25 protein-coding genes are annotated in these 25704 nt (G+C 56.6%); 16 read left to right on the top strand and 9 right to left on the bottom strand.

From position 1 onward, the window contains the following. Position 1 precedes the first annotated feature (1 nt). From RGU70_RS08755 to RGU70_RS08770, 4 genes are all read right to left on the bottom strand, one after another. Positions 2–1117 (bottom strand): ABC transporter substrate-binding protein, encoded by a 1116-nt coding sequence (locus RGU70_RS08755; RefSeq protein WP_416186559.1) that lies wholly within the window; start codon positions 1115–1117, stop codon positions 2–4. A gap of 116 nt (positions 1118–1233) precedes the next feature. Continuing rightward, positions 1234–2046: an alpha/beta hydrolase gene (locus tag RGU70_RS08760; protein ID WP_322209018.1), complete on the bottom strand. Its 813-nt coding sequence runs from the start codon at positions 2044–2046 to the stop codon at positions 1234–1236. An 18-nt stretch (positions 2047–2064) separates the two neighbouring features. Beyond that, a complete protein-coding gene (locus RGU70_RS08765) occupies positions 2065–3648 on the bottom strand; it encodes a benzoate-CoA ligase family protein (protein WP_322209019.1) in 1584 nt (527 codons plus the stop codon). A gap of 228 nt (positions 3649–3876) precedes the next feature. After that, entirely contained in the window at positions 3877–4347 is a 471-nt protein-coding gene (locus RGU70_RS08770) for a DUF4863 family protein (RefSeq protein ID WP_322209020.1), read from the bottom strand. A 208-nt stretch (positions 4348–4555) separates the two neighbouring features. Here RGU70_RS08770 and RGU70_RS08775 point away from each other — a divergent pair, with 208 nt between their 5' ends. From RGU70_RS08775 to RGU70_RS08800, 6 genes are all read left to right on the top strand, one after another. After that, positions 4556–5476, top strand: coding sequence for a helix-turn-helix transcriptional regulator (locus tag RGU70_RS08775; RefSeq protein WP_322209021.1), 921 nt, complete (start codon positions 4556–4558; stop codon positions 5474–5476). Positions 5477–5645: 169 nt separating this feature from the next. Then, positions 5646–7298: a 2,3-epoxybenzoyl-CoA dihydrolase gene (gene boxC, locus RGU70_RS08780; RefSeq protein ID WP_322209022.1), complete on the top strand. Its 1653-nt coding sequence runs from the start codon at positions 5646–5648 to the stop codon at positions 7296–7298. 61 nt (positions 7299–7359) lie between these two features. Further along, entirely contained in the window at positions 7360–8787 is a 1428-nt protein-coding gene (boxB, locus tag RGU70_RS08785; protein ID WP_322209023.1) for a benzoyl-CoA 2,3-epoxidase subunit BoxB, read from the top strand. Between the two features lie 126 nt (positions 8788–8913). After that, a complete protein-coding gene (gene boxA / locus RGU70_RS08790; protein WP_322209024.1) occupies positions 8914–10149 on the top strand; it encodes a benzoyl-CoA 2,3-epoxidase subunit BoxA in 1236 nt (411 codons plus the stop codon). Between the two features lie 11 nt (positions 10150–10160). Continuing rightward, positions 10161–10328 carry a hypothetical protein gene (locus RGU70_RS08795; RefSeq protein ID WP_322209025.1) on the top strand — a complete coding sequence of 56 codons (168 nt, stop codon included), beginning with the start codon at positions 10161–10163 and terminating at the stop codon, positions 10326–10328. Between the two features lie 64 nt (positions 10329–10392). After that, on the top strand, positions 10393–10839 hold the full coding sequence (locus tag RGU70_RS08800; RefSeq protein ID WP_322209026.1) for a MaoC family dehydratase: 447 nt from the start codon (positions 10393–10395) through the stop codon (positions 10837–10839). Between the two features lie 66 nt (positions 10840–10905). On the opposite strand, the gene RGU70_RS08805 is transcribed toward RGU70_RS08800, so the two are convergent. Next, positions 10906–11820: a LysR family transcriptional regulator gene (locus tag RGU70_RS08805; protein ID WP_322209027.1), complete on the bottom strand. Its 915-nt coding sequence runs from the start codon at positions 11818–11820 to the stop codon at positions 10906–10908. 208 nt (positions 11821–12028) lie between these two features. Between RGU70_RS08805 and RGU70_RS08810 the strand changes: the two genes are divergently transcribed. Together RGU70_RS08810 and RGU70_RS08815 are read left to right on the top strand one after the other, a co-directional pair. Beyond that, on the top strand, positions 12029–12364 hold the full coding sequence (locus RGU70_RS08810) for a DUF4148 domain-containing protein (protein WP_322209028.1): 336 nt from the start codon (positions 12029–12031) through the stop codon (positions 12362–12364). Positions 12365–12979: 615 nt separating this feature from the next. Continuing rightward, positions 12980–13315, top strand: a complete 336-nt coding sequence (locus RGU70_RS08815; RefSeq protein ID WP_322209029.1) for a DUF4148 domain-containing protein — start codon at positions 12980–12982, stop codon at positions 13313–13315. A 174-nt stretch (positions 13316–13489) separates the two neighbouring features. Here RGU70_RS08815 and RGU70_RS08820 read toward each other — a convergent pair whose 3' ends face one another. Together RGU70_RS08820 and RGU70_RS08825 are read right to left on the bottom strand one after the other, a co-directional pair. Then, positions 13490–14386, bottom strand: coding sequence for a YicC/YloC family endoribonuclease (locus RGU70_RS08820; RefSeq protein WP_322210742.1), 897 nt, complete (start codon positions 14384–14386; stop codon positions 13490–13492). A 269-nt stretch (positions 14387–14655) separates the two neighbouring features. Next, positions 14656–15930: a D-amino acid dehydrogenase gene (locus RGU70_RS08825; RefSeq protein ID WP_322209030.1), complete on the bottom strand. Its 1275-nt coding sequence runs from the start codon at positions 15928–15930 to the stop codon at positions 14656–14658. A gap of 312 nt (positions 15931–16242) precedes the next feature. Here RGU70_RS08825 and RGU70_RS08830 point away from each other — a divergent pair, with 312 nt between their 5' ends. The 3 genes from RGU70_RS08830 (at position 16243) to RGU70_RS08840 (ending at position 18005) form a co-directional block, all read left to right on the top strand. Further along, entirely contained in the window at positions 16243–16734 is a 492-nt protein-coding gene (locus RGU70_RS08830) for an Lrp/AsnC ligand binding domain-containing protein (RefSeq protein ID WP_322209031.1), read from the top strand. A 179-nt stretch (positions 16735–16913) separates the two neighbouring features. After that, complete coding sequence (locus RGU70_RS08835) at positions 16914–17423, top strand: HPP family protein (protein WP_322209032.1); 510 nt, start codon at positions 16914–16916, stop codon at positions 17421–17423. An 87-nt stretch (positions 17424–17510) separates the two neighbouring features. Further along, positions 17511–18005, top strand: coding sequence for an acyl-CoA thioesterase (locus tag RGU70_RS08840; protein ID WP_322209033.1), 495 nt, complete (start codon positions 17511–17513; stop codon positions 18003–18005). 239 nt (positions 18006–18244) lie between these two features. On the opposite strand, the gene RGU70_RS08845 is transcribed toward RGU70_RS08840, so the two are convergent. Beyond that, complete coding sequence (locus tag RGU70_RS08845) at positions 18245–18934, bottom strand: M15 family metallopeptidase (protein WP_322209034.1); 690 nt, start codon at positions 18932–18934, stop codon at positions 18245–18247. 574 nt (positions 18935–19508) lie between these two features. Between RGU70_RS08845 and RGU70_RS08850 the strand changes: the two genes are divergently transcribed. From RGU70_RS08850 to RGU70_RS08870, 5 genes are all read left to right on the top strand, one after another. Further along, positions 19509–20645, top strand: a complete 1137-nt coding sequence (locus tag RGU70_RS08850) for a branched-chain amino acid ABC transporter substrate-binding protein (RefSeq protein ID WP_322209035.1) — start codon at positions 19509–19511, stop codon at positions 20643–20645. A 96-nt stretch (positions 20646–20741) separates the two neighbouring features. Then, positions 20742–21671, top strand: coding sequence for a high-affinity branched-chain amino acid ABC transporter permease LivH (gene livH, locus RGU70_RS08855; RefSeq protein WP_322209036.1), 930 nt, complete (start codon positions 20742–20744; stop codon positions 21669–21671). Positions 21672–21692: 21 nt separating this feature from the next. Then, positions 21693–22919, top strand: a complete 1227-nt coding sequence (locus RGU70_RS08860; RefSeq protein ID WP_322209037.1) for a high-affinity branched-chain amino acid ABC transporter permease LivM — start codon at positions 21693–21695, stop codon at positions 22917–22919. Next, complete coding sequence (gene livG / locus RGU70_RS08865; RefSeq protein WP_322209038.1) at positions 22916–23686, top strand: high-affinity branched-chain amino acid ABC transporter ATP-binding protein LivG; 771 nt, start codon at positions 22916–22918, stop codon at positions 23684–23686. Before RGU70_RS08860 ends, livG begins: the two co-directional genes overlap by 4 nt. A 35-nt stretch (positions 23687–23721) precedes the next feature. After that, positions 23722–24426: an ABC transporter ATP-binding protein gene (locus tag RGU70_RS08870; RefSeq protein WP_322210743.1), complete on the top strand. Its 705-nt coding sequence runs from the start codon at positions 23722–23724 to the stop codon at positions 24424–24426. Between the two features lie 133 nt (positions 24427–24559). On the opposite strand, the gene hppD is transcribed toward RGU70_RS08870, so the two are convergent. Further along, complete coding sequence (hppD, locus tag RGU70_RS08875) at positions 24560–25663, bottom strand: 4-hydroxyphenylpyruvate dioxygenase (RefSeq protein ID WP_322209039.1); 1104 nt, start codon at positions 25661–25663, stop codon at positions 24560–24562. Positions 25664–25704: the final 41 nt, after the last annotated feature.

A 25704-nucleotide genomic window follows, 5' to 3' on the forward strand; every position in this document is an offset into this window, starting at 1 on the left:
ATTACATCCTGCAGCCTTTGGCCGGGTCAGCCAGCGCCTTGATGGCCACGCTTTGCGCTTCATTCAAATTGCCATTGACCTTGCGCAGATAAATATCCTGCACCGGATTGTGCGCGGCAGACAGCGTGAACTTCCCGCGTGGGCTATCGATCTGGCTGGATGCCATGGCAGCGATCATTTGATCGCGCTTCTTGATATCGCCATCGACCGCCTTGATACCGGCTGCCAGCAACTGCGCCGCATCGTAGCCCTGCACCGCATACACATCGGCATTGGTCTTGTAGAGCTTGGCAAAACTCAGACGGAAGGTATTGTCACGCGGGGTATTGAGCCGGTCGGCATAGTGCAAGGTGGTACTCATGCCTTGTGCCGCCGCGCCTTGCGCTTCCAGCGTGCCATCGGTCAGGAAGCCGGGGCCGTACAGAGGAATGGTCTTGTTGAGTCCCGATGCCGCGTAATCCTTGACGAATTTCACTGCACCGCCACCGGCAAAGAAGGCAAAGACCGCATCCGGTTTTTGCGCCGCAATTTCGGTCAGCAAGGCCTGGAATTCCACATTCGGGAAAGGCAAGGTCAGGTTTTGCGTCACTTTGCCGCCGCCTTTTTCAAAGCCTTCCACGAAACCCTTGGCCGATTCGATTCCCGCCGCGTAATTCCAGGTAATCGTCATGGCTTTCTTATGGCCGTTTTTGGCGGCAACGATGCCCATTGCATAGGCCGGTTGCCAATTGGTAAAGGAGGTGCGGAAAATATTCTTGGCGCACATGGCGCCGGTAATCACGTCGGCACCGGCATTGGGCACGATGAGCAGCGTATTGCTTTCGCGCGCCGCCTTGGCCATGGCCATCGCCACGCCCGAGTGAACTGTGCCGATCAGCACATCGACCTGATCGCGCTTGATCAGTTTGTTGACATTGTCGGTCGCCTTGGCCGGATCGGATTCATCGTCCACCTTGAAGTATTGCAACTCGCGTCCGGCCAGCTTGCCGCCCTGTTCGCTGACAAACAGCTTGAAGCCTTTTTCTATCATGTCGCCCAGACCGGCATAGGTGCCGGTTGCGGGGAGCATGAGACCGACCTTGATCGGCGCTTGCTGTGCTTGCTGAGCCTGCACCATGCCGGAAAAGAGCAGGGTAGCGGCGGCGGCCTTGAAGGCACTGGATTTGATGGACATGCTTGTCTCCCGCGTTATTGCGGCCTTGAATGGCCGCTTTGGTGATCAATTGCGGCCTTTCAGGCCGTCTTGGTGATGAAATTTGCTGCGATGAAACTGAGTGCTTCCGCTTGCTCCCGATGCGGCGAATGCCCGCACCCGGTGAGTGTGGACAGAACCGTGTGCGGCACCTGCTGCTGTATGCCCTGAATCTGCGCCATCGTGCCGTATTCATCCTGATCGCCTTGCACCGCCAGAACCGGGCAGCGAATGGCGGGCAACAGGGCTTCGATATCCCATGAACGGAAAGCCGGATCGAGCCAGACATCGTTCCAGCCCCAGAATGCCGAATCCACATCCGTGTGGTAGCGGGCGATGCGGCCGCGCAAGCCCTGTTCCAGATAGGCCTGCCGCGCTTCAGCGATGGCCTCGACCGTCATCTGTTCGACAAAAATATGCGGCGCGACCACCACAATGCCGCTCACCTGCTCAGGGGAAAAAGCGGCATACAACAGCGCAATCGAGCCGCCGTCGCTATGCCCGAACAGCCAGGGCGAGGTCACGCCGACCTCTTTGAAAAAGAGCGGCAGCACTTCACGCGCCTGCTGGTGCATGAAGTCCACCGGGAATCGCTCGTCGGCCGGGCGTGGGGTCGAGTTGCCATAGCCGTAGCGCGAAAACACCAGACCCTTCAGCCCGTGTTGAGCGCAGAATTGCTGGGGAAAATCCTTCCACAGCGCAATCGACCCCAGTCCTTCATGCAGAAAGACGACCACGGGATAGTCGGATTTTTCAGCGCCTACCCATTGATATTCAAGTGCAATTTCACGCTCGCGCCACTGGATGTGGGCGCAGCGGATCGGCTGTTCGGACGTGGTCATTGGCAGGGTCATGGGTAGAGTCATCCTTGCTCAGGCCTGCGCTGCGCGCAGTTTGAAGCGCTGGATTTTTCCGGTCGCGGTTTTCGGCAACTGGTCGATGAAGTGGATTTCGCGCGGATATTTATGCGGCGCAAGACGCGTCTTGACGAATTTTTTCAGATCGTCGGCCAGCGCATCGCAGGCCAGCTCCGGTTTTTTCAATACGATGAAGGCTTTGGTTTTGGTCAGGCCATCCGCATCGGGCATGCCGATCACGGCGCATTCCAGGACGGCTTCATGCCCCATCAGCACCGACTCGACTTCAATTGGCGACACATACTGGCCGCTGACCTTGAGCATGTCGTCGCTGCGTCCGGCGTACACATAGTAGCCCTGCGCATCAATCGAGTATTTGTCGCCGCTTTTGACCCAGTCGCCGACAAAGGTGCCGCGGCTTTTTTCCCGGTTCGACCAGTAGAGCAGGGCGGCGCTCGGGCCGCGGATGTACAGGTCGCCGATCTCGCCGGCAGGTACGGGCTTGCCCAGTTCGTCGCGCAGTTCCAGCGTATAGCCGGGCACCGGCAAGCCGGTCGATCCGTAATGCACGTCGTCGGCCCGGTTGGACAGAAAGATGTGCAGCATTTCAGTCGATCCGAGGCCATCCAGAATGTGGCAGCCAAAGTGACGCTGGAATTTTTCGCCGACTTCCTTCGACAAGGCTTCTCCTGCCGAGGTGCAGATACGCAGCGCTACTTGTTTTTTGGCGGGCAGTTCCGGCGACTCCAGCATTGCCACGTACAGCGTCGGGACACCGTAAAACACGGTCGGCTGGTGCTGCACGAGGCGCTTGAAAACGGCGTGCGGAGTCGGGCGCTCGGCCATCAGAATCGTGGTCGCACCGACGCTTAAAGGAAAAGTCAGGCCATTGCCGAGGCCATAGGCAAAGAACAGCTTGGCGGCGGAAAAGACCAGATCGGATTCGCGCAGACCGAGGATGGGTTTGCCATACAGCTCGGCAGTCCAGTGCAGATTGGCGTGCGAATGCACCGTCCCTTTCGGGCGTCCGGTTGAGCCGGAAGAATAAAGCCAGAAGGCAAAATCGTCGGCCAGCGTGTGGGCGTAGTCGTCGGTGGCCAGCGGAGGAGTTTCCAGCAAATGGCTCAAGCGTGTTGCGCCCGGCACAGTGATACTGCCGTCGCCCGAGAGAATGATTTGCGGCATGGTTTGCCGCTTGACTGTCTGTTGCAAGGCCACGCTGGCCAGCGCTTCCTCTACCACCGGCCATAGCGCTTCGGATGCCACCACCATGCGCGCGCCGCAATGTTCCAGCATATAGGCGTAATCCGCCGCAGGCAGCAGGGTGTTGACCGGCACCGGCACAATGCCGGCAAACATGGCGCCGAGCAGCGCCACCGGCAGATCGACCGTATCCTGCATGATCAGCAAAATCCGTTCTTCGCGACGCATGCCCAGACCGAGCAGGGCGGCGGCAAACTGGCGCACCCGCAGATCGAGTTCGCCATAAGTGAGCGTCTGGGTGTCGTCGATATAGGCGGTTTTCTGCGCCCGTTCCTGATTCAGACTGAGGATGGCGTGGGCAAAATTGAAGGAGATTCCCGGTTCTGCGTGTGGCATTATTTTTGTCTCCTGCTTGCCGCTCAGCACAGACGCGGCGGTATTTTTTCGAAGTGGGCGCGATCCTCTTGGTGATCGTTCGCCCGTCCCGCCCATAGACTTTGCCAATCTTTGCCAATACCGGCCGGTGCGTCTTTCTTCCTGCCTGGTTCAGCAGAAGATGCGCCGCAGCGGCTTTAGGCTACCACTGCTTGCTGCGATAGTTGGGTAAATAATCTGGCCTGTTTTTCAGGTTGCCGCTGTGAACTGGATCGCGCCTTGTGGCAACAAATACAGCACCAGTGCGCGGCCCTGTGAAACGGTCGGCCGATGGCTACTGTCTGCGGCATAGACGCACCAGCCAGCGGCATGGCCGTCGAACAGCGCGCCGTCGGTCAGCGGCATGATCAGGTCGATTTCGCCTTGCGGGTGGGTATGGTGCGGGCCGGCAATGTCTTCCATGTCGACCACGTCGACGCTGAAACCGTGGGTGGCGTCGGAAGGCTTGATGACGCGGCCATAACGGATGCCGCCCCCTTCGCGCTGGCACATCCAGCCTTCCTTGACGCCCGTAGCGCAGGCAGCGGCAAGGGCGATGAATGTCTGGCTACCAACACCATGCGAGGTATTCAGATAGGTTTCCAGGGCCGCATCGACAGGCTTGCCGGAGAGTTCTTCCGTCAAAACGGAGATCAGGTTTTGAAAGGCGGATACATCCATCGCTTACAATCTCCTTTTTGAATTTATAGTGCACTTTTTTTGACGTAAAGTGCATTGGTGTAATATTTTTATGAAGTGTATGTGTAATATCTTGCATGTGTCAAGCAAGGGCGCATGTTATATTTCATGCCAGTTTCATGTTAGTCGTCGGTCGGCGTAAGCGATGCCGATCCTCGTCAATGCAACATAACGGATGGAAGTTAGCGGTATGAACGACTCAGGTAAAAAGACAGAGATGACCCTGGTAGCCGGGGCAGAGGAAGAGAAAGACCCTTATTTAATTGCGCTCGGCGAGCGCTTGCGCGCCTTGCGTTCGCGGCGCGGGCTGACCCGCAAGGCGCTGGCGCGTCTGGCCGATGTGTCGGAGCGCCATCTGGCCAATGTCGAGTCCGGCGTCGGCAATGCCTCGATTCAGTTTTTGCGGCAACTGACCGGCGTACTCAATTGCACGCTGGCGGAAATGATCGGTGATGAAACCGCCACTTCGCCTGAATGGCTGATGATCCGGGAAATTCTGCGTGGCCGTTCCGACCGCGAACTGGCAGAGGCGCGTACCGCCTTATCCGGGGTATTCGAGACGCCGACCAGTGAGCGGGCGCGACGGCAGCGGGTGGCGCTGATCGGTTTGCGCGGCGCGGGGAAATCGTCGATAGGACGCATGCTGGCCGACCGCTGGGTCGTGCCTTTCATCGAGTTGAATCGTCATATAGAAGTGCTGGCCGGTTGCAGTGTGGCGGAAATCCATGCCTTGTATGGGCCGAATGCATATCGGCGCTATGAGTTCCGCGCGCTGGAAGACATCATCGGACGCTATCCGCAAGCGGTGATCGCGACGCCGGGCGGCATCGTCTCCGATCCGGCGACCTTCAATTTGCTGCTCTCGCATTGCTATACCGTCTGGCTGCAAGCCTCGCCGGAAGAGCATATGGGGCGCGTGGTGGCGCAGGGCGATACCCGGCCCATGTCCGGTAATAAAGAGGCGATGCAGGATCTGAAGGAAATCATTCAGAGCCGTACGCCGTTTTACTCGAAGGCAGATGAGGTATTCGATACCAGCGACATGACCCAGGAAAGCGCTTTCCTGGCGCTCGACGATCAGTTGCGCTCAGTCGCTCTTCCCAAACTTTAACCTCCCGGCGCGCCGCCTGCGCAGGTGGCGCGCTGCATTTCGGCTCCCTCTCTATCTCCCCCTGCTTGTTTTAAAGATGCAAGTAAGTGCTTGACTCGCTCATTAAGCTGCAATATAGTGCTTCTACGCCTTTTAAAATGCAGCATATTTCCACTTGGAGCCGATCCTCATGTCATCGATCATCAATTACGAGACTCATCCTGATTCCTATAAGCACTGGACCTTGTCCGTCGATGGACCGGTGGCGACGCTGACGATGGACGTCGACGAAGACGGCGGCATCAAGGAAGGCTACAAACTCAAACTCAATTCTTACGATCTGGGCGTGGATATAGAGCTGCACGACGCCGTTCAGCGCATCCGCTTCGAACATCCCACGGTGCGCACGGTAGTCATGACCAGCGCCCGCGACCGCATTTTTTGTTCCGGCGCGAATATCTTCATGCTGGGTAAATCCACCCACGGCTGGAAAGTGAATTTCTGCAAATTCACCAATGAAACCCGCAACGGTCTGGAAGATTCGAGCAAGCACGAAGGTTTGAAATTCATCGCTGCCGTCAATGGCGCCTGCGCCGGCGGCGGTTACGAACTCGCCGCCGCCTGCGACGAAATCATCCTCATCGACGACCGTTCTTCCTCGGTCAGTCTGCCGGAAGTGCCGCTGCTGGGCGTACTGCCCGGCACCGGTGGTCTGACCCGCCTGACCGACAAACGCAAAGTGCGACATGATCACGCCGATATTTTTTGCACCACCTCCGAAGGCGTGCGCGGTCAGCGTGCCAAGGACTGGCGACTGGTGGACGAAGTAGTAAAACCGGCGCAGTTCAAACAAGCCGTGCAGGATCGCGCGCTGGCGCTGGCCGAATTGAGCGAACGTCCGGCGCAAGCCGAAGGGGTGAAATTTACGCCACTGAACAAGAAAATCACGGACGAGGGTGTGAGCTATGGTTTTGTCAGCATCGGCATCGACCGCGCCGGCCGCAGCGCCACACTGACCGTCAAGGCCCCGACCGTCGAGCAGCCGAACGACATCGCCGGTATCGAAGCCGCCGGTGTGAACTGGTGGCCGCTGCAAATGACGCGCGAACTCGATGACGCGATCTTGCATCTGCGCACCAATGAACTGGAACTCGGCACCTGGATTATCAAAACCCAGGGTCATGCGCAAGATGTGCTCGATGTGGACGCCACTTTGCAGGCGTTCTCGTCGCACTGGCTGGTGCGCCAGACCGTGGGTTTCATGCGCCGTACCTTTGCCCGTCTGGATGTCACTTCGCGTAGCCTGTTTGCGCTGATCGAAGAGGGCTCCTGCTTCGCCGGCTCGCTGCTGGAACTGGCTCTGGCAGCCGATCGCAGCTACATGCTGTCGCGTCCCGACGAGCCAAAGAAAGGGCCGCGACTGACGCTGTCGGCGTCCAATTTTGGTCTCTTGCCGATGGTGACCGGACAGTCGCGTCTGGCGCGCCGTTTCTACGACAATGCCGAAGAAATCGCCGCCGTACAGGCGCAAACCGGGGTGGCACTGAACGCTGACGCAGCGCTGGCACTGGGCTTGATCACTTCCAATCCCGATGAGCTGGATTGGCAGGACGAAACCCGTCTGGCGCTGGAAGAACGCGCCAGCATGTCTCCCGACGCTCTGACCGGACTGGAAGCCAATCTGCGCTTCAACGGTAAGGAAACCATGGAAACCCGCATCTTCGGCCGTCTGACCGCATGGCAAAACTGGATTTTCATCCGGCCTAACGCCGTCGGTGAACTGGGTGCGCTTAAGGTCTACGGTAGCGGTAACAGCGCCAAATTCGACTGGAATCGAGTGTAAGGCCGGATCGAATCATTCAATAAACTGAATTTCACTTCTCCACCATGCAAAGGATTTTGCCGTGAGCACAATTGATTACAACGAAACCATCCCGAACAACGTCAATCTTTCCGAAGACAAGACCCTGCAACGCGCGCTGGAACACTGGCAGCCGAATTACCTGAACTGGTGGCGCGACATGGGCCCGACCGGTTCCACCGGCCACGATGTCTATCTGCGTACAGCGATCAACGTCACGCCGGAAGGCTGGGCGCATTTCGGCCACGTCAAGATGCCGGATTACCGTTGGGGCATTTTCATGGCGCAGGCGGAAGAAAACCGCAAAATCAATTTTGGCGAAAACAAAGGTCGTGACGCCTGGCAAGACATTCCCGGCGAACACCGCGCCAACTTGCGCCGCATTATCGTCACTCAGGGCGATACCGAACCTGCATCGGTAGAGCAGCAGCGCCATCTGGGTCTGACCGCGCCGTCGCAATACGATTTGCGCAATCTGTTCCAGATCAATGTGGAAGAAGGCCGCCACTTGTGGGCGATGGTTTACCTGCTGCATAAATATTTTGGCCGCGACGGGCGCGAAGAAGCCGAAGCGCTGTTGCAGCGCAATTCCGGCGATACCGACAATCCGCGCATCCTGGAAGCCTTCAACGAAGAGACCCCGGACTGGCTGGCGTTTTATATGTTTACTTATTTCACCGACCGCGACGGCAAGTTTCAGCTCAATGCGCTGGCGGAATCGGGCTTTGATCCCTTGTCGCGCACCTGTCGCTTCATGCTGACCGAAGAAGCGCATCACATGTTTGTCGGCGAATCCGGTATTTCACGGGTGATTCAGCGCACCTGTGAAGTGATGCGCCAATACGGCATCGAAGACCCGGAACAAGTGCGCGCTAAGGGCGTGATCGATTTGCCGACGATTCAGCGTTATCTGAATTTTCACTTCAGCGTCACCATCGATTTGTTCGGTGCGGATCAATCGTCGAACGCGGCCAACTTCTACAATTCCGGTCTCAAGGGGCGCTACGAAGAAACCAAGCGCGATGACGATCACTTGCTCAAGGGCCAGTCTTATCGTTTGATCGAAGTGTCGAACGGCGCGCTGGTGGAGAAGGAAGTGCCGATGCTCAACGCCCTCAACGAAGTGCTGCGCGACGATTACATCCGCGACTCGGTGGCCGGTGTCGGTCGCTGGAACCGCGTGCTGGAAAAAGCCGGCCAGAGTTTCCGCATGGTCACGCCGCACAAGGCTTTCAATCGTCATATCGGCGGTTTTTCCAACATGCGTATTTCGCCAGAGGGACAAGTGATTTCCGAAGCCGAATGGCTGAGCAAAGTGCGCAACTGGTTGCCGAGCGAAGAAGACCGCGCCTTCGTCGCTTCGCTGATGGGCCGGGTGATTGAACCGGGAAAAATGGCGAACTGGATTGCGCCGCCGCCAGTCGGGGTCAACCGCCAGCCAGTTGATTTTGACTACGTCCGGTTTAATTAAGCGGCGGTAAAGAGGTCTGCGGCGGTGCGCGTTACCAGCATGTAAATAAGGCGCACCGCCGTTTTAGCTTTCGTATTGAATTCTTATTGAGTTCTTCTAGAGTTCGCACCCCATGGCAGGTACATCATGAACGCTTCTGACTCCATCATTTTGTTGCGCCAGCATTTGATTGATCCCGAGATTTGCATCCGCTGCAACACTTGCGAAGAAACCTGTCCGGTCGATGCGATCACGCACGACAGCCGCAACTATGTCGTGGACGCCGATAAATGCAATGGCTGCGAAGCCTGCGTTTCGCCTTGTCCCACCGGTTCTATCGACCACTGGCATGTCGTCCCCAAAACGCAAGCCTATAGCTTGCAGGAACAATTCGGCTGGGATGAGTTGCCGCCGCAGCAAGCCGCACCGCTTGAAACACCGGACGCAATACGCCCGTCGGGCAATGCCTTGCCGGGAGAGATGCCGGCTGCGCCAAGCGCCTCCTCATCGACCCATGCGCCCTGGTCGGCGGCCCATCCTTATCTCAATTTGTATTCGCTGAAAGAACCGGTTACCGCCACAGTCGCCGGTAATTTTCGTTTGACGGCAGAGGATGCGGAAAGCGATATCCGTCATCTGGTGCTTGATTTCGGCACGCAGTTTTTCCCGCTGCTCGAAGGCCAGTCTATCGGCATCATTGCGCCGGGAACCGACGCCGCCGGCAAGCCGCATTATCTGCGCATGTACTCGGTCGCCAGCCCGCGTGACGGCGAGCGTGAGGGCTATAACAATTTGTCGCTGACCGTGAAGCGGGTAGTGCAAGACCATGAGGGCAATGCCGTGCGCGGTGTCGCCTCGAACTATCTGTGTGATCTGCAAAAGGGCGATACCGTGCAAGTCAGCGGCCCGTTCGGTGCCAACTATCTGATGCCGAATCATGCCAACGCGCATTTGCTGATGATTTGCACCGGTACCGGTTCCGCTCCGATGCGCGCCATGACCGAGCATCGCCGCCGGCAGACGGCCAAAGCGCAAGCGCAGAGCGGCAAACTGATGCTGTTCTTCGGCGCGCGCAAGCCGGAAGAGCTGCCTTATTTCGGCCCCTTGCGCAAACTGCCGCAGGAATTCATCGACATCCATCTCGCCTTTTCCCGTGTGCCGGATCAACCGCGTGCCTGGGTGCAAGACAAAATCCGTGAAGCCGGGCCGGCCGTGTCGCAACTGTTGCGGGAAGATACCTATATCTATATCTGCGGCCTGAAAGGGATGGAAACCGGGGTCATGGAGGCCTTGCGCGATATCTGTAAAGAGGCCGGAATGGATTGGCCGTCCTTGCATCAGCAGATGGTGAAACAAGGTCGTTTTCATGTGGAGACGTATTAATGGTGACGGTAATGGCGACGACGTTCTCAGTGGATACGGCGAGTTTTCGGGTCGATATCGATGCGCTGGGCAGTGCCCATCTGGTGTTTCAGGCTGCCAGCGGGGTGCCGGTCACGGACTCCCGGGGCTATGCCTATGCCTATGCCTATGCCCGCGAAGGCGTTGTTGCGATCAAGTAAAAACGCGCGCCGGTATTCGGCGAGATCAAGTAGAAACGCGCGCCGCTATTCGGCGCGATACGCGATGAAATTTGCCGAGATCACTGAGAACCGCCGTTTTAGCCTTGGGCCGGTGCGTGTAGAAGAGCCCGATGCGCTGGCGTTCGCCCGCAATTACGACGACCAATGGTTTCATACCGATCCGGTGCGGGCGCAGGCAGGGCCGTTTCAGGGCCTCATTGCGAGCGGCTGGCATACCTGCGCGCTGGCGATGCAACTGGTGTCGCGGGACATTCTGGCCGGTTCGGAATCGTATGCTTCGCCCGGACTCAGCTATCTGCGCTGGCCCAATCCGGTGCGCCCGGGAGACCTGCTGACTTTGGAAATTCAGGTGCTGGAATCGCGTATCTCGGCATCGCGCCCCTGGCTGGGCATCGTGCGCTGGCAATGGCAGATGCACAACCAGAAGGGCACGCAGGTGCTGGATCTGGAAGCGACCAGCATGTTTAAGATCGGCGAAGAGCCCGGCTGACGGGGCCTTTCTGCTGACGTGAATGGCGTGAATGGCGTGAATGAAGGGGGTGAGGGGTGGCAGACCTCACTGGCCGCGCCAGGGATCGCTTTCCGGCTGCGGAAACTGGCGCGTCATGAAATCCACAAAACTGCGCACGGTCGCTGACAATAAGCGACGGCTGGGGTAGACCATCATCACCGCTATCTTGCTGATGTGGTGATCCGGCAGTAAACGTGTCAGCCTCCCGCTTTCCATTGCATTGCTCATGGTGTACGAGGGGCGCAGGACAATTCCCATGCCGGCCGCCGCGCAGTTATTGAGCAGGTCGCCGTTATTGGCGGTGACCTTGTTCGTGATCTCGACCTCGGTTTCGCCTTCCGGCCCTTTGATTGACCAGTGATGGCGCAAATGCGCCAGCGCGAAACTGAGGCAGACGTGGTTCGACAAGTCTTGCGGCGTTTCTGGTGCGCCGTGGCGGGTGATGTAGTCCGGCGAGGCCCACAAGGAGACTTCCGTGATGCCTAGCTGACGCACAATCATGCTGGCGTCGAATTTTTGCAAGCCGGTGAAGATGCCGATATCGAAGCCTTCCTCCACCATATCTACCGTGCGGTCCGATAGAGTCGCATCGAGTGTGACGTCCGGGAATTCCTGCGCATACAGCGGTAATAGCCGCGACAACTCGTATTGTCCGAAACCCTGCTGCGAATACAGTTTGAGCGTGCCGTTCGGTCGTTTTGACTGAGAAGAGGCGATGGCTTCCGCCTCGTCGATTTCCGGCAGGATCTGACGCACGCGCTCCAGATACGCCTGGCCGGTTTCGGTCAGCGACAGTTTTCGGGTGCTGCGGTTGAGCAAACGGGTGCCGAGATGATTCTCCAGTTCCGCCACATGACGGGTGACCGCCGCGCTCGACAAGTCCAGCAATTGCGCTGCGCGGGTAAAGCTTCCTTGCTCCACGACCTTGTCAAACACTCGCATCGATTGCAGCCTATCCATATTTCAAGTCCTTTATTATTCCTAAAATTGGAATAGTGTATTACCACTAATGCTATTTATTACATTCAATGAAGGCAATATACTTTGCTTCATCGATGGGCGCTACACAGTTACTGAGGTAGACGAATCATCGAAGCGGGGTTGGAAGGAAGGCGTATCGCCGGATTTGCCAGACTCGCTGCTCATTCATCATCAAGGAGAATTAAAAATGAACGTCAAAAAATTAATCGTTGCCACTACTATTGCTATCGCTGCCGGTTCTGCTTTTGCTGGCACTGCTGTTACTCAGGGCGAGGTCGGCTTCAATAATGCCACTTATCCTGTGATCGCACAGACAGCCACACCGTTGACCCGCGAACAAGTCCAGGCAGAGCTGTTGACTGCCCGCGCTGATGGCGAGTTGAGCTACACCAATGCAACCTACCCGCTTCAGGCACAAGCCACCGCGCCACTGACACGCGCTGAAGTCAAGGCCGAGCTGAAAGAGTCACAACAACATAGCGCTAACAACGTTTATGGCGCCGGCGGTTATCTGGGTGCGTAATTGCTCAATGTGAATCAACCGGGTTGGCAGGATCATCCGGTGTAAGGAATGCAATATAGAAAAGTAAGAAAAAGAGTAAAAAAGAAATGCCCGTTCACATAGAGCGGGCATTTTTCATTTTCAGGTCGCGGATGCTTGGATCCAAGCAAGCCCAGTGATTGAAACCTTCTTCCATCCTATCGACAGTGTGATCCGACGGAGTGACATCCATTTACGGGCGCTGATGCTGCGCAAACGGGTGCCGGGATGATTCTTCGGTTCCGCCCCATGACGGTTGACCGCCGCGCCCGACAAGTCCCGCAGTTGCGCCGCCCGGGTCAAGCCTGCTTGCCCCACGACCTTGTCGATACCCGTGTCGATTGCAGCCTGTTTTATTTCAAGTCCTTTATTATTTCAAGTCCTTTATTATTTCAAGTCCTTTATTATTTCAATTATTGAAATAGTGTATTAGCACAAATGCTATTTATTTCGTATGCCGACCATAATATACTTTGCTTCATCGATGGGCGCTACACAGTTACTGAGGTAGCGGAATCATCGAAGTAGGGTTGGAAGGAAGGCGTATCGCCGGATTTGCCAGACTCGCTGCTTATTCATCATCAAGGAGAATTAAAAATGAACGTCAAAAATTTAATCGTTGCTACTACTATTGCTATTGCTGCCGGTTCCGCTTTTGCTGGCACTGCTGTTACTCAGGGCGAGGTTGGCTTCAATGATGCTACTTATCCTGTGATCGCACAGACAGCCACACCGTTGACCCGCGAACAAGTCCAGGCAGAGCTGTCGACTGCCCGTGCTGATGGCGAATTGGCTTACACCAATGCAAGCTATCCGATTCAAACTCAAGCCGTCGCGCCGCTGACACGCGCTGAAGTCAAGGCTGAGCTGAAAGAGTCACAGCAACACAGCGCTAACAATGGCTATGCTGACAGTATCTATCAGGGCGCTTGATTGCTCCGTTTGAATCGACCGGGTTGGCAGGATCGTCCGGTGTAATGAATGTATGAGAGTAGTAAAAGAAAAGGCACCCGTTCATAGCAAACGGGTGCCTTTTTCTTTGTTGTGTGGCGATTATTTTGTCCCGCGCTTGAGCTTCATTGGGATGGTTTATCGCCCCGGTCAGACCTATTCCAGATTTTGGACCTGCTCGCGCATCTGGTCGATCAGCAGTTTGAGTTCCATCGACGCGTCGGCCAGTTCTTTCATGGCGGCTTTGGAGCCGACGGTGTTGGCTTCGCGGTTGAGTTCCTGCATCATGAAATCCAGTCGTTTGCCGACCTGACCGCCCTTGTTGAGGATATGGCGGGTTTCGCTGAGGTGGGCGGACAGCCGCGCCAGTTCTTCGGCAATATCAATACGGATGCCGTACAGCGTGACTTCCTGGCGTATCCGTTCCAGCGTTTCTTCGCGCGAAAGAGTGGGATTGCCTGCCGATTTTCCGTGCAGTGCCAGACCGAGCGCTTCCTGCAAGCGTTCAGTAGCCTTGTGCTGGAATTGCGCCACCAGTTGCGGCACGAGCGGGTTGATGCGCAGCACGATGGCTTCCATGGCGTCGACCCGGCTCAGCAGTACCGCTTTCAAGGCAGCACCTTCGCGCGCGCGACTATCGATGAAGGCGTCGAGCGAGGCCTGCAGCGTGCTGAGCAAGTCGGCTTGCAAACTGTCCTGGCTGATGTGCGCTTCTTCAATCAGGCCTGGCCAGCGCAGCAGTTCATTGACCGAAAGCGGCATTGCCTCGCTGAATTTGGCGAGGACTTGCTGTTGCAGGTCGGAAAGGGAGTCGAGCAGGGCGGCGTTGATCGCCTGACCGTTGCCGCTGGATTTGCGGCCAAAACTCAGCCGACACTCGACCTTGCCTCTGACCACGCGTGCGGTAATGGCGTCGCGGAAGGCGGGTTCGATGGAACGCAAGTCGTCATTGATTCTGAATTGCAGATCCAGAAAACGTGAATTGACGCTTTTCAGTTCCACTGTGATGGCGCCGGCGGCGGTGTCCCGGGCGGTGACTGCATACCCCGTCATGCTGTAGATGCTCAATGTGGTCTCCTGCAAAGTTGTCGCGAAGTTGTCAGATAGGCATGCGTGCCTGAGCGTCGCCACTGCCCGGGCGAAATGTCCGCAGAGGGAGTGGCCTCGTTTGCGATAACGCATTGTAAAGACATTAGGCGCTGACGGGGCGCTCTTGCGTAGCTGGCAGAGAGCTTGCCGACGGGGGGCGCTTGCGTAGGACGGAGGTAGCGACGTGCTGAGTGACCTTACTGCGCACCTTACTGCGCACGTCGCGCCGGTGGTCAGAGATAGCGCAGTACGGAAAGATCGTCTGCCGCGATGGCGCTTGGCCGGCCGGATATCTGGTCGGCCAGCAATTGCGCGGAGCCGCACGACATGGTCCAGCCCAGCGTGCCGTGTCCGGTGTTGAGATAGAGGTTGGGGAGGGTGGTCGGCCCGACGATGGGCGTGCCGTCAGGCGTCATAGGGCGCAGCCCGGTCCAGAAACTGGCTTGCGCGGTGTCTCCCGCGTCGGGGAATAAGTCGTTGACCACCATTTCCAGCGTGGCCCGTTTGCCCGGCTTGAGTGTTTTGCTGAAGCCGGCGATTTCCGCCATGCCGCCCACCCGGATGCGCTGATCGAAGCGGGTAATGGCGATTTTGTAGGTTTCGTCGAGGATGGTCGATGTCGGCGCCATCGCATCGTTGAGGATGGGGACGGTGATGGAGTAGCCCTTGAGCGGATAGACCGGGATGGAGACAATCGATTTGAGCAGCGCGGTCGAGAAGGCTCCCAGCGCGACGACGTAAGCATCGGCGCGGCGGACTTCGCTTTTGCCTTTGCCTTCGTCGTCGTTTCCGCATTGCACGCCGGTGATCTTGGTGCCGTCGCTCAGCAGCCGGGTGATCGGGGTGTCATAGCTGAAACGCACGCCGAGTTCTTTCGCCATCTGTTCCAGCCGGGTGGTGAATAGCTGGCAATCGCCGGTTTCATCGTTGGGCAAACGCAGGCCGCCGGTCAGTTTGTGTTTGACTGCGGCCAGCGCTGGTTCCGCCGCCGTCAATTGATCGGCGCTCAGTAATTCGTAAGGCACGCCGAAGCGGGACAGCACCCGGATGTCTTTTTCGGCATCGGCGAATTGTTGTTCGGTGCGGAATAGCTGCATCGTGCCTTGCTGCCGGCTTTCGTAGGCAATGCCGGTTTCCGCGCGCAATGCCTTGAAGCAGTCGCGGCTGTATTCGGCCAGCCTGACCATTCTTTCCTTGTTGACGGCATAGCGCGCGCCGGTGCAGTTGCGCAGCATCTGCCACATCCAGTGCAACTGGAACCATGTGCCGTCGGGGACGATCGATAAGGGGGCGTGCTCCTGCATCATCCACTTCAGTGCCTTGAGTGGAATGCCCGGGGCGGCCCAGGGCGCTGCATAGCCGGGAGAGATTTGTCCGGCGTTGGCGAAGCTGGCTTCCTGCGCAGGGCCGGGCAGGCGGTCGATGACCTCCACTTCGTGACCGGCGAGCGCCAGAAAATAGGCACTGGTGACGCCGATGACGCCGCTGCCGAGAATAAGGATACGCATGCTGTTTGCCTCAGGTTTGCTGGTGGAGTGCATTGCTTGAAGGAGATTCAGGAGATGAAGGACTTTAAGGGTGGCCTAAGAAGGCTCTGATGACTGTGCGGCGATGGTCCTTATCACAGGCAGGCGCGGCGGCCTTATTTGACCTGGGACTGGCATCGCTGGCGGCATGGAATCAGAGGCTTATTAAGTATTTTCTTAAAATCAATCATTAAATAGTAATATTTGCTATGTTATTTCTAAATAGCTAGTTTTTGTTTTTGTATATATTCAAATTTTTAGTGAAAAATGTTGGAAATGGAAGCTTGAGGTTACATGCGCATACGTAAAGACACGACGCGGATTCTGGATAAGCTGGATCTGCATATCCTCCACTTGTTGCAAGAAAACGCCCGTATCCCGATGAAAGAAATCGGCGAGGCGGTCGGTCTCTCGATTACGCCCTGCATAGAACGCATCAAGCGCATGGAGCGCGACGGCATGATCGAGGGCTATCACGCACGCATCAATCCGGCGGCGATCAATGCCCATCTGTTGGTGTTTGTGGAAATTACTTTGCAACAGAAATCGGCCGGTATGTTCGATCAGTTCCGGCGCGAGGTGCTGCGCATTCCCGAGGTGCTGGAGTGCCATTTAGTATCGGGTGATTTTGATTATCTGATCAAGGCTCGCATTCGCGAAATGGCGGAATATCGTCAGCTTTTGGGAGACATGCTGCTGGCCTTGCCCGGTGCGGCGCAGTCCAAGAGTTACGTCGTGATGGAGGAAATCAAGGAAACGCTGGCGTTGCCGCTGATGGGGCGTTGATCACCCATGATTTGGCCTGAGCGCACCGTAGGCATCCACTGTACACTCGCTCAAAATTGCGCAAGGGGGCCGGTATCGCGGCACTTAATTTAATTCTTAATCGCACGCGATAGCTCGACCGGTTTTCCCGGCACCACGCTCATTCCTGACTTCCCCATAAAAAAAGAAAGGCCGTACCAATGCAAAACTATTTTAAGAAAATGCGTGGCGGTAGTGCGCTTCCTGCCCGGCCTGCATTGAGGCATGTGGCGCTGTCCTGGCTGGGCGGATTTCTGGCCATTACCGCCGTAGCGGGACTGACCGATATCGCTCATCTACCGCTGGTACTGGGTTCTTTCGGCGCGACTTGCGTGCTGGTATTTGGCTTTCCCGAGAGTCCGTTTTCGCAGCCACGCAATGTGATCGGCGGACATTTTCTCGCTTCGCTGGTGGGGCTGCTATTTTTGACGCTTTTCGGCGCGCATTGGTGGAGCATGGCGCTGGCGGTGGGCACCAGCATTGCTTTGATGCAATTGACGCGCACAGTGCATCCTCCTGCCGGCTCCAATCCTGTGATCGTGATGCTGGCCGCGCCAGCCTGGGGATTTTTGCTGATGCCGACCTTGATTGGTGCGGTCGTCATCGTGCTGGTGGCGGTGATTTTCAATAACCTGCCGCAAGAGCGGAGTTATCCGAAATACTGGTTGTAAAGGTCGCGCTGGTGCGTGACTGTGTTGCTTAGTGGATAAAAAGTTTATGATGTCGCGTCATTTATTTTTTAGCGAAGGTTGCCTCCCATGAACAATATGCCATCGCATCAGCTGACGATGACCGTCCTGATGACTCCCGACATGGCAAATTTTGCCGGTAATGTCCACGGCGGCACGATCCTGAAGCTGCTCGATCAGGTAGCCTTTGCCTGCGCCAGTCGCTATGCCGCGCAGTATGTCGTGACCTTGAGTGTTGATCAGGTGACTTTCCGTCAGCCTATCCATGTGGGTGAGCTGGTCAGTTTTCTGGCCAGCGTCAATCACACCGGGACATCGTCGATGGAAATTGGCATCAAGGTGGTTGCTGAACATATTCGCACCCAGGTCGTGAGGCACGTCAATAGCTGCTTTTTCACCATGGTGGCAGTCGATGATGGCCGTCGCCCTGTTCCTGTACCGCCATTAGTGCCGGTGACAGCGGAAGATCAACGGCGTTTCGATGCGGCTATCTTGCGCAAAAAATTACGCCATGAATTGGCAGAACGTTTTGCCGCAGAGGGTCTCAGCGGGCATAAACAGTAGTTATTCAACTAACAATTAGTTATTTTTGGGCAATATGTAATAAAATTGGCCCATAGCAACGACAGGCAATCCACATCACAGTTGTAGTTGTTCTCATCCGGTTCTCCCAATCCCCCCCGATCCCCGGGAGCCGGATTGCCTCGCGACCCAGTTCATTCTGAGTCGCGAGGGTTTTATCTTCCCTCTCCCCAATTTATCGGTCCATGTCTCGGCGGCAGGTAATGCCTATTTCCTGATGCCTATTGTTTGATGCGTGACACACAAGCGGTGCGCCGCTGTTCTGCTGCGGTCAGCTTGCTCTGCTGCCAGCAATCCCGATAACTTCTGGCATATGCAGCGAACGCGCGCGCGGCTGCGTCTTGCTTCATGGCGATCAGTTCGGCTATCCAGGCCCGGCTGCCAATTTCAAAATGCTGGTAATCGCGCGGTTGCCGCCAATCGCCACCCCAGATTAAAAATCCCTGTTCCGCAAAAATGTCGACTATGGATTCCGCCATTCCTGGTCGGACCGGTGTGCGTTTCAGATATCCGACCGCATCCGGCGGAAGCACTTTCGCGGCGCCGGAGCTGTCCGTCGTGACATAGGGGTTTTGCAGGGGGTTGATGTCAATGGCGACGCCATAGGCATGTTTCGACCAGCTACTGCCACCCGTGATCGGACGCGCATTGAAGGCCGAGCTATTGTTGGCTGCCATCGATATTGTATCGTCACCATCAAATGATTCCATCGGGTGCGCTTGTTCCAGCGGCAGGCCGCGGGCATAGAGCTGGGTGACGATCGCTTCGACCGCCGGTGCGACGACGTCGAGAACGATCAGGACGCCGTCGTCGTGTGTGCGGCCGTAAAAATCCTTGTATGAAAAACTGACTTTGCGCAATCGATGCGGCGGCAATGGGGCGCCAGCGGCAAGCACGCCGTTTGTTTGCATGGCGGCTATATCGGTTGAATTCAGTGAGGTGATGGCAGCGTGCGCTCCTGACGTTAAGAGCAAGGAGCAGATCAAGAAAAATACCCTGTTCATTGGTTTTTCTTTCCCGGGGTAGCGAAGATACGGTCAGATAACAAAAAAGAGATTTCGTTAAAAAAAGAGGCGCTGTTAAAAGAAGCGCTGTTAAGGCGTTTGTTCGATGCACTTAAAGGGCGGCGAGGTTCACCACTTTCCGCTTTTTTTTAGTGTAAAGAGCGCGCGGGCATAGTATAAATTTAATTGTGCAAAGTAATACTTGTCGTATTTATCCGAGTGTGGATTTGCAGTTAGTATTTTTCCCCGAATTCAGACAGAAATACATTTTTTCAGGCTGATTTTTTATCGCGATTCGATTCCTGTTTCTGCTTTAAAAAAACAAAAAATAAGCATTTTTGTAAAAAATGCATCGTATTTGGCAAGGGTGTTACACTTTCGCACCATTTGAAGGTCGACTACAGGCCGTGGCATAAGGCGGCAAATTATTTTGCAGAGTTGCCCCGTGCCGACATAACTTAATCCCTCTGGAGGAAACGCCATGAATTCATTCAATAAGCTCAAGGTCAACAAACTGAACCGTATCGCACTGGCCGTCGGCATCGCGGCGGCAATGATGGGCAATGCCCACGCTGAGACAGTGAAAATTGCGATTGCAGGGCCAATGACGGGTGCGGTCGCCCAGTACGGCGACATGGTCAAAGCCGGTGCGCTGACCGCGATTGAACAAATCAACGCCGCCGGCGGCGCGAACGGCAACAAGCTGGAAGCGGTCATCATGGACGACGCCTGCGAACCGAAGCAGGCCGTTGCCGTCGCCAACAAAATAGTCAGTCAGGGCATCAAATTCGTCATCGGCCATGTCTGCTCCGGTTCGACGATTCCGGCTTCCGATATTTATGAAAACGAAGGCGTGGTGATGATCACGCCGTCTGCCACTGCACCGCAGCTGACAGAAGCCAAGCCGCATCATTTCATTTTCCGCACCATCGGCCGCGACGACCAGCAAGGCCCGGTTGCCGCCCAGTACATCATCGACAAGCTCAAGGCGAAGAAAGTCGCCGTTCTGCACGACAAGCAGTCGTACGGGCAGGGCGTTGCCAGTTCCGTGAAAAAAGCCCTCGATGCGGCCAAGATTCCGGTGGTCATGTTTGAAGGCGTCAATGCTGGCGACAGCGATTATTCCGCGGTTGTGACCAAGCTGAAATCGCAGGGCGTGGATGTGGTTTATTTCGGCGGCTATCACCCTGAAATGGGCCTGATCATGCGCCAGGCGCGCGAGCAGGGCGTCAAGGCGGTATTCATGGGGCCGGAAGGCGTGGGCAACAAGGACATCACCGCCATTGCCGGTGCGGCGTCCGAAGGCATGCTGACGACCTTGCCGGCCGATTTTTCGGCAGACCCGGCCAATGCGGCCATCGTCAAGGCCTTCGCTGCCCAGAAGCGCGATCCGGTCGGCCCGTTCCAGATGCCAGCGTATGCCGGTGTGCAAATCATTGCTGAAGCTATCGCCGGCACCAAGTCGACCGATACCACCAAGGTGGCTGCCTATATCCACTCGCATCAATTCAAGACACCGATCGGTTTGCTTGACTATGACAAAAAAGGCGATCTGAAAAACTTCAAGTTCGTGGTGTTCACCTGGCACAAGGACGCCAGCAAGACGGAAGCGAAATAAGTTTTTCGTCGAACTACCTCCGATCGCTGCCGCGGATCTTTTCACCTGAATGCCCCATTGCGGTAGGAGTGGGGCATTTGCCTATCCCTTATTCATATGAATGAATTGCTTCCCCAACTGACGCAGCAATTGGTGAATGGCCTGAGTCTGGGCGCCATTTACGCATTGATTGCGATCGGTTACACGATGGTCTACGGCATCATCGGCATGATTAATTTCGCGCACGGCGAAATTTACATGATCGGCGCTTATGTCGGACTGGTCACCATGACCGCGATCGGCGTGCAGGCCGGCTATCCTTTGCCGCTGGTGCTGGCGGCGGCGCTGATTATGTCCGTGATCGTAACCGGTTTGTACGGCTGGACCGTGGAGCGCGTGGCTTACCGCCCCTTGCGCGGCGGACCGCGGCTAGTGCCGCTGATCTCCGCGATCGGTATGTCGATTTTCCTGCAAAACTTCGTTCAGCTCGGACAAGGTTCGCGCGACATGTCGGTACCGATGCTGATTTCCGGTGCCATCGAATTTCAGATGGGCTCCTCCGGCTTTTCCGTCACGATCCCCTATTCACGTCTGCTCATCGTCGGCGTCACCCTGATGCTGATGATCGTGCTGACCCTGTTTATCGGTCGTTCCCGGATGGGGCGCGCCTGCCGTGCCTGCGCCGAAGACATGGGCATGGCCAATTTGCTGGGTATTGATACCAACAAGGTGATTTCCTTCACCTTCGTTCTCGGCGCGATGCTGGCGGCGGTGGGCGGGGTGCTGATCGCGCTGACTATCGGCAAGCTCAATCCCTACATCGGCTTTATCGCCGGGATCAAGGCCTTTACTGCGGCGGTGCTGGGCGGTATTGGCAGCATTCCCGGGGCCATGCTGGGCGGTGTTCTGCTGGGTCTGGCAGAAACTTTTGCGGCCGGATTTCTCCCCTCCGAATACAAGGACGTCGTTTCATTCGCCTTGCTGATCCTCATCCTGCTGTTTCGCCCGACCGGTTTGCTGGGCAAACCCGACGTGGAAAAAGTCTGAACCAAGAAGGAAAGAAGCCTGATGCCTATTAATTTGAAAAACGCTGTGGTGGCAGCGATTCTGACCGCCATCCTGACGATCCCCATGCTCGGCCTGCGCCTGCAACTGGACGGTTACCATGTGGTGCTGGAAGCGCACTGGACGCCGGTACTGTTGGCCGTTCTGGCCGTATTTTTATTTCAACTGATCAAGCCGGCGCTGAAGAAATCCACCTCCGGGATACGGTTGCCCTCGCTGCCGCGCTTGCAGCCGCAGCATCAGCGCCATGTGGCCTTGCTGCTGCTGGTGGTGGCACTGGTCTGGCCGTTTTTCGGTTCGCGCGGCTATGTCGATATTGCCACGCTGGCGCTGATCTACGTGATCCTGGGACTGGGACTCAATATCGTGGTGGGCTATGCCGGTCTGCTCGATCTCGGCTATGTCGGATTTTATGCCGTGGGCGGTTATACCTATGCCTTGCTCAACCAGTATTTCGGTCTGACGTTCTGGGAGTGCCTGCCAATTGCCGCCGGCATGTCGGCGCTGTTTGGGTTTTTGCTGGGGTTTCCGGTCTTGCGCCTGCGCGGCGATTACCTCGCCATCGTCACGCTGGGATTTGGTGAAATCATCCGTTTGCTGCTCAATAACCTGACCAGTCTGACCGGCGGCCCCGATGGTATTTCCAGCATCCCCAAACCCAGCGTGTTCGGTATTGAAATGGCGCGCATGCCGAGCGTGGAAGGTACAACCACTTTCCATGACTTGCTGGGGCTGCCTTATCAGGGCGGCGATATGGTGATCTACTTGTACCTGATTGCTTTGTTGCTGGTGCTGTTTAGCTATTTCGTCACCGGTCGTCTGATTCGTATGCCGATGGGCCGCGCCTGGGAAGCCATGCGCGATGATGAAATTGCCTGCCGTTCGTTGGGAATCAATCCGACCAAGGTGAAGTTGTCGGCATTTACGCTGGGCGCAGCGTTCGCCGGGCTGGCGGGGGCCTTTTTCGCGGCGCGTCAGGGTCTAGTCAATCCCGAATCGTTCACCTTCATCGAATCGGCGCTGATACTGGCCGTGGTGGTACTGGGCGGCATGGGATCGCAACTCGGCGTAGTGCTCGCGGCCATACTGCTGACGGTGTTGCCGGAACTGGCACGCGGTTTTGCTGAGTACCGGATGCTGATCTTCGGACTGGTGATGGTGCTGATGATGATGTGGCGGCCGCAGGGCTTGCTGCCAGCGGTACGGCCGCATGTGGAGTTGCCGCAATGAGCGCCGCGCCATTACTGGAAGTGCGCGATCTGGCCATGCGTTTCGGTGGTCTGCTGGCGGTGGACGGTGTCTCGTTCGATGTGCTGCCGTCGGAAGTCTTCGCCATCATCGGCCCCAACGGAGCCGGCAAGACCACGGTTTTTAATTGCATTAGCGGGTTTTACCAGCCGGTTGCCGGCACGATACAGCTCGACGGCATATCGATTGCCGGACAGTCCAGTCATCAGGTGGCAAGACATGGGCTGGTGCGCACGTTTCAGAATATTCGTTTGTTCAAGACGCTGACCGTGGTCGAAAACCTGCTGGTCGCGCAGCACAATCAATTGGATAACAATATTTTGTCGGGCTTGTTGAAACTGCCGCGCTATCGTCGTTCGGAAAAAGCGGCGCTGGAGCGGGCGGCCTACTGGCTCGATTCTCTGGGCCTGACGGCGCTGGCCAATCGCGATGCGGGAACCTTGTCTTACGGTATGCAAAGACGGGTGGAAATTGCCCGTTGCATGATTACTCAGCCGCGTTTGTTGCTGCTAGACGAACCGGCGGCCGGATTGAATCCGCAGGAAAAACAGGAACTCCAGCAATTGATCCATCGTTTGCGCAGTGAGCACGGCATTGCCGTCCTCCTGATCGAGCATGACATGAGTCTGGTGATGGGGATTTCCGATCGTATTCTGGTAATGGAACATGGACTCCCTGTCGTGATCGGTACGCCTGACGTAGTGCGCAATGATGAACGGGTGATCAAAGCCTATCTGGGGGACGAATGATGACGGCCACGACAACTACTACTAATACTGCGGCCATGCTGTCGTTTGAGAATGTCAGTACCAGCTATGGGGCGGTGGAAGCCTTGCATGGCATTTCGCTGCACGTCAATCAGGGCGAAATCGTCACCCTGATCGGAGCGAACGGGGCGGGCAAGACGACCTTGCTGATGACCTTGTGCGGCAAACCGCGAGCCAGCAGCGGCAGCATTGTTTTTGAAGGACGCGATATTACGCAGGATGCGACCCACGACATCATGCGCCGGGGTCTGGCGATTTCTCCTGAGGGGCGGCGCGTATTTCCCAGTCTGACCGTGCTGGAAAATCTGCAAATGGGCGCGTTTTTCGCCGACCGGCAAGCGATAGAAGAAGGTGTCGAGCATGTATTCACCTTGTTTCCACGGCTGCGGGAACGACTTGCTCAGCGCGCCGGCACCATGTCCGGCGGCGAGCAGCAAATGCTGGCGATCGGCCGGGCGCTGATGAGCAAGCCGCGCCTGCTGTTGCTGGACGAACCTACGCTGGGACTGGCACCGTTGGTGATCGCGCAGATTTTCGACATCATCCGCATGATTCGCGATCAAGGCGTGACGGTCTTTCTGGTCGAGCAAAATGCCAACAAGGCATTGGGTGTGGCCGATCGCGGGTATGTGCTGGAAAACGGGGTGGTGGTGATGTCGGATACGGGCGCTGCGCTGATGGCCAATCCTGCGGTGCGTCAGGCGTATCTGGGACACGGTTGAGTGGTGTTTCGGGAGACTTGACAAGTCGCATTCCGGCAGGGAGAAAATGACCCCTGTCGGAATGGATTATTGAGGCTGCTGGCTGAATGTATGACGGGAATTTACAGAAGCGGGAATTTACAGCAGCGGGAATTTACAACACACCGCGCCGCATCTGATCCAGTTCTATCGATTCGAACAAGGCCTTGAAGTTGCCTTCGCCGAATCCGTCATTGCCTTTGCGCTGGATGATTTCGTAGAAAATTGGCCCGATCACGTTCTGCGTGAAAATTTGCAGCAGCAAACCCTGACCCTCAGTCGGTGCGCCATCGATCAGAATCCGCAGTTCGCGTAAGGCCGCCAGATCTTCGCCGTGGCCAGGAACGCGGCGCTCAACCAGATCGTAGTAGGTGTCTATCGTGTCTTGCAGGGGTACTTTGCGTTCGCGCAAGGCGCGTACGGTTTGATAGATATTGTTCGTGCCCAGCGCGATATGCTGGATGCCTTCGCCGTTGTATTGCTTCAGGAATTCCTCGATCTGCGATTTGTCGTCGGAGCTTTCGTTGATGGGGATACGGATTTTGCCGCAGGGACTGGTCATGGCGCGTGATTTCAGACCGGTCAGTTTGCCTTCGATATCGAAATACTTGATTTCACGGAAGTTGAACAGCGTTTCGTAAAACGAGGACCATTTGTCCATCGCTCCACGCATGACGTTATGCGTCAGATGATCGATATAGGTCAGGCCGACGCCGACCGGATGGCGCGGCACGTTGGGGAGAAATTCGAAGTCGATGTCGTAGATGGAGCCGCGCTCGTCGTAGCGGTCGACCAGATACAGCAGCGAACCGCCGATGCCGCGGATGGCAGGGATATTCAATTCCATCGGTCCCAGTTTGGCGGCGACGCCTTCCGCACCCAGTTCCAATGCGCGGCGGTAGACATACGCGGCGTCTTTGACGCGGAACGCCATGGCGTTGGCCGACGCCCCATGTACCTGGGCAAAGGCGGTGGCGTTGCTATCCGGTTCGGAGTTGATGATGAAGTTGATGTCGCCCTGACGGTAAAGCGTGACGTTTTTCGAGCGATGCCGCGCGACTGCCTGGAAACCCATCAGTTCCAGGACGGCGACAATGGGTGCCGGATCAAGTGCGGCATATTCTACGAATTCGAAACCATCCGTTCCCATGGGGTTGGCGAACAGGTCGCGGCTGGACGGCGCAGGGCCGTTGGCGGTGGTGGAAATGACGGTGTTCATGATGCTCTCCTGCAGAATGTGAAGTGGTAATAGCTCAGTGG

It is taken from the genome of Herbaspirillum sp. RTI4 (assembly GCF_034313965.1).
Taxonomy (GTDB): Bacteria; Pseudomonadota; Gammaproteobacteria; order Burkholderiales; family Burkholderiaceae_D; genus Herbaspirillum.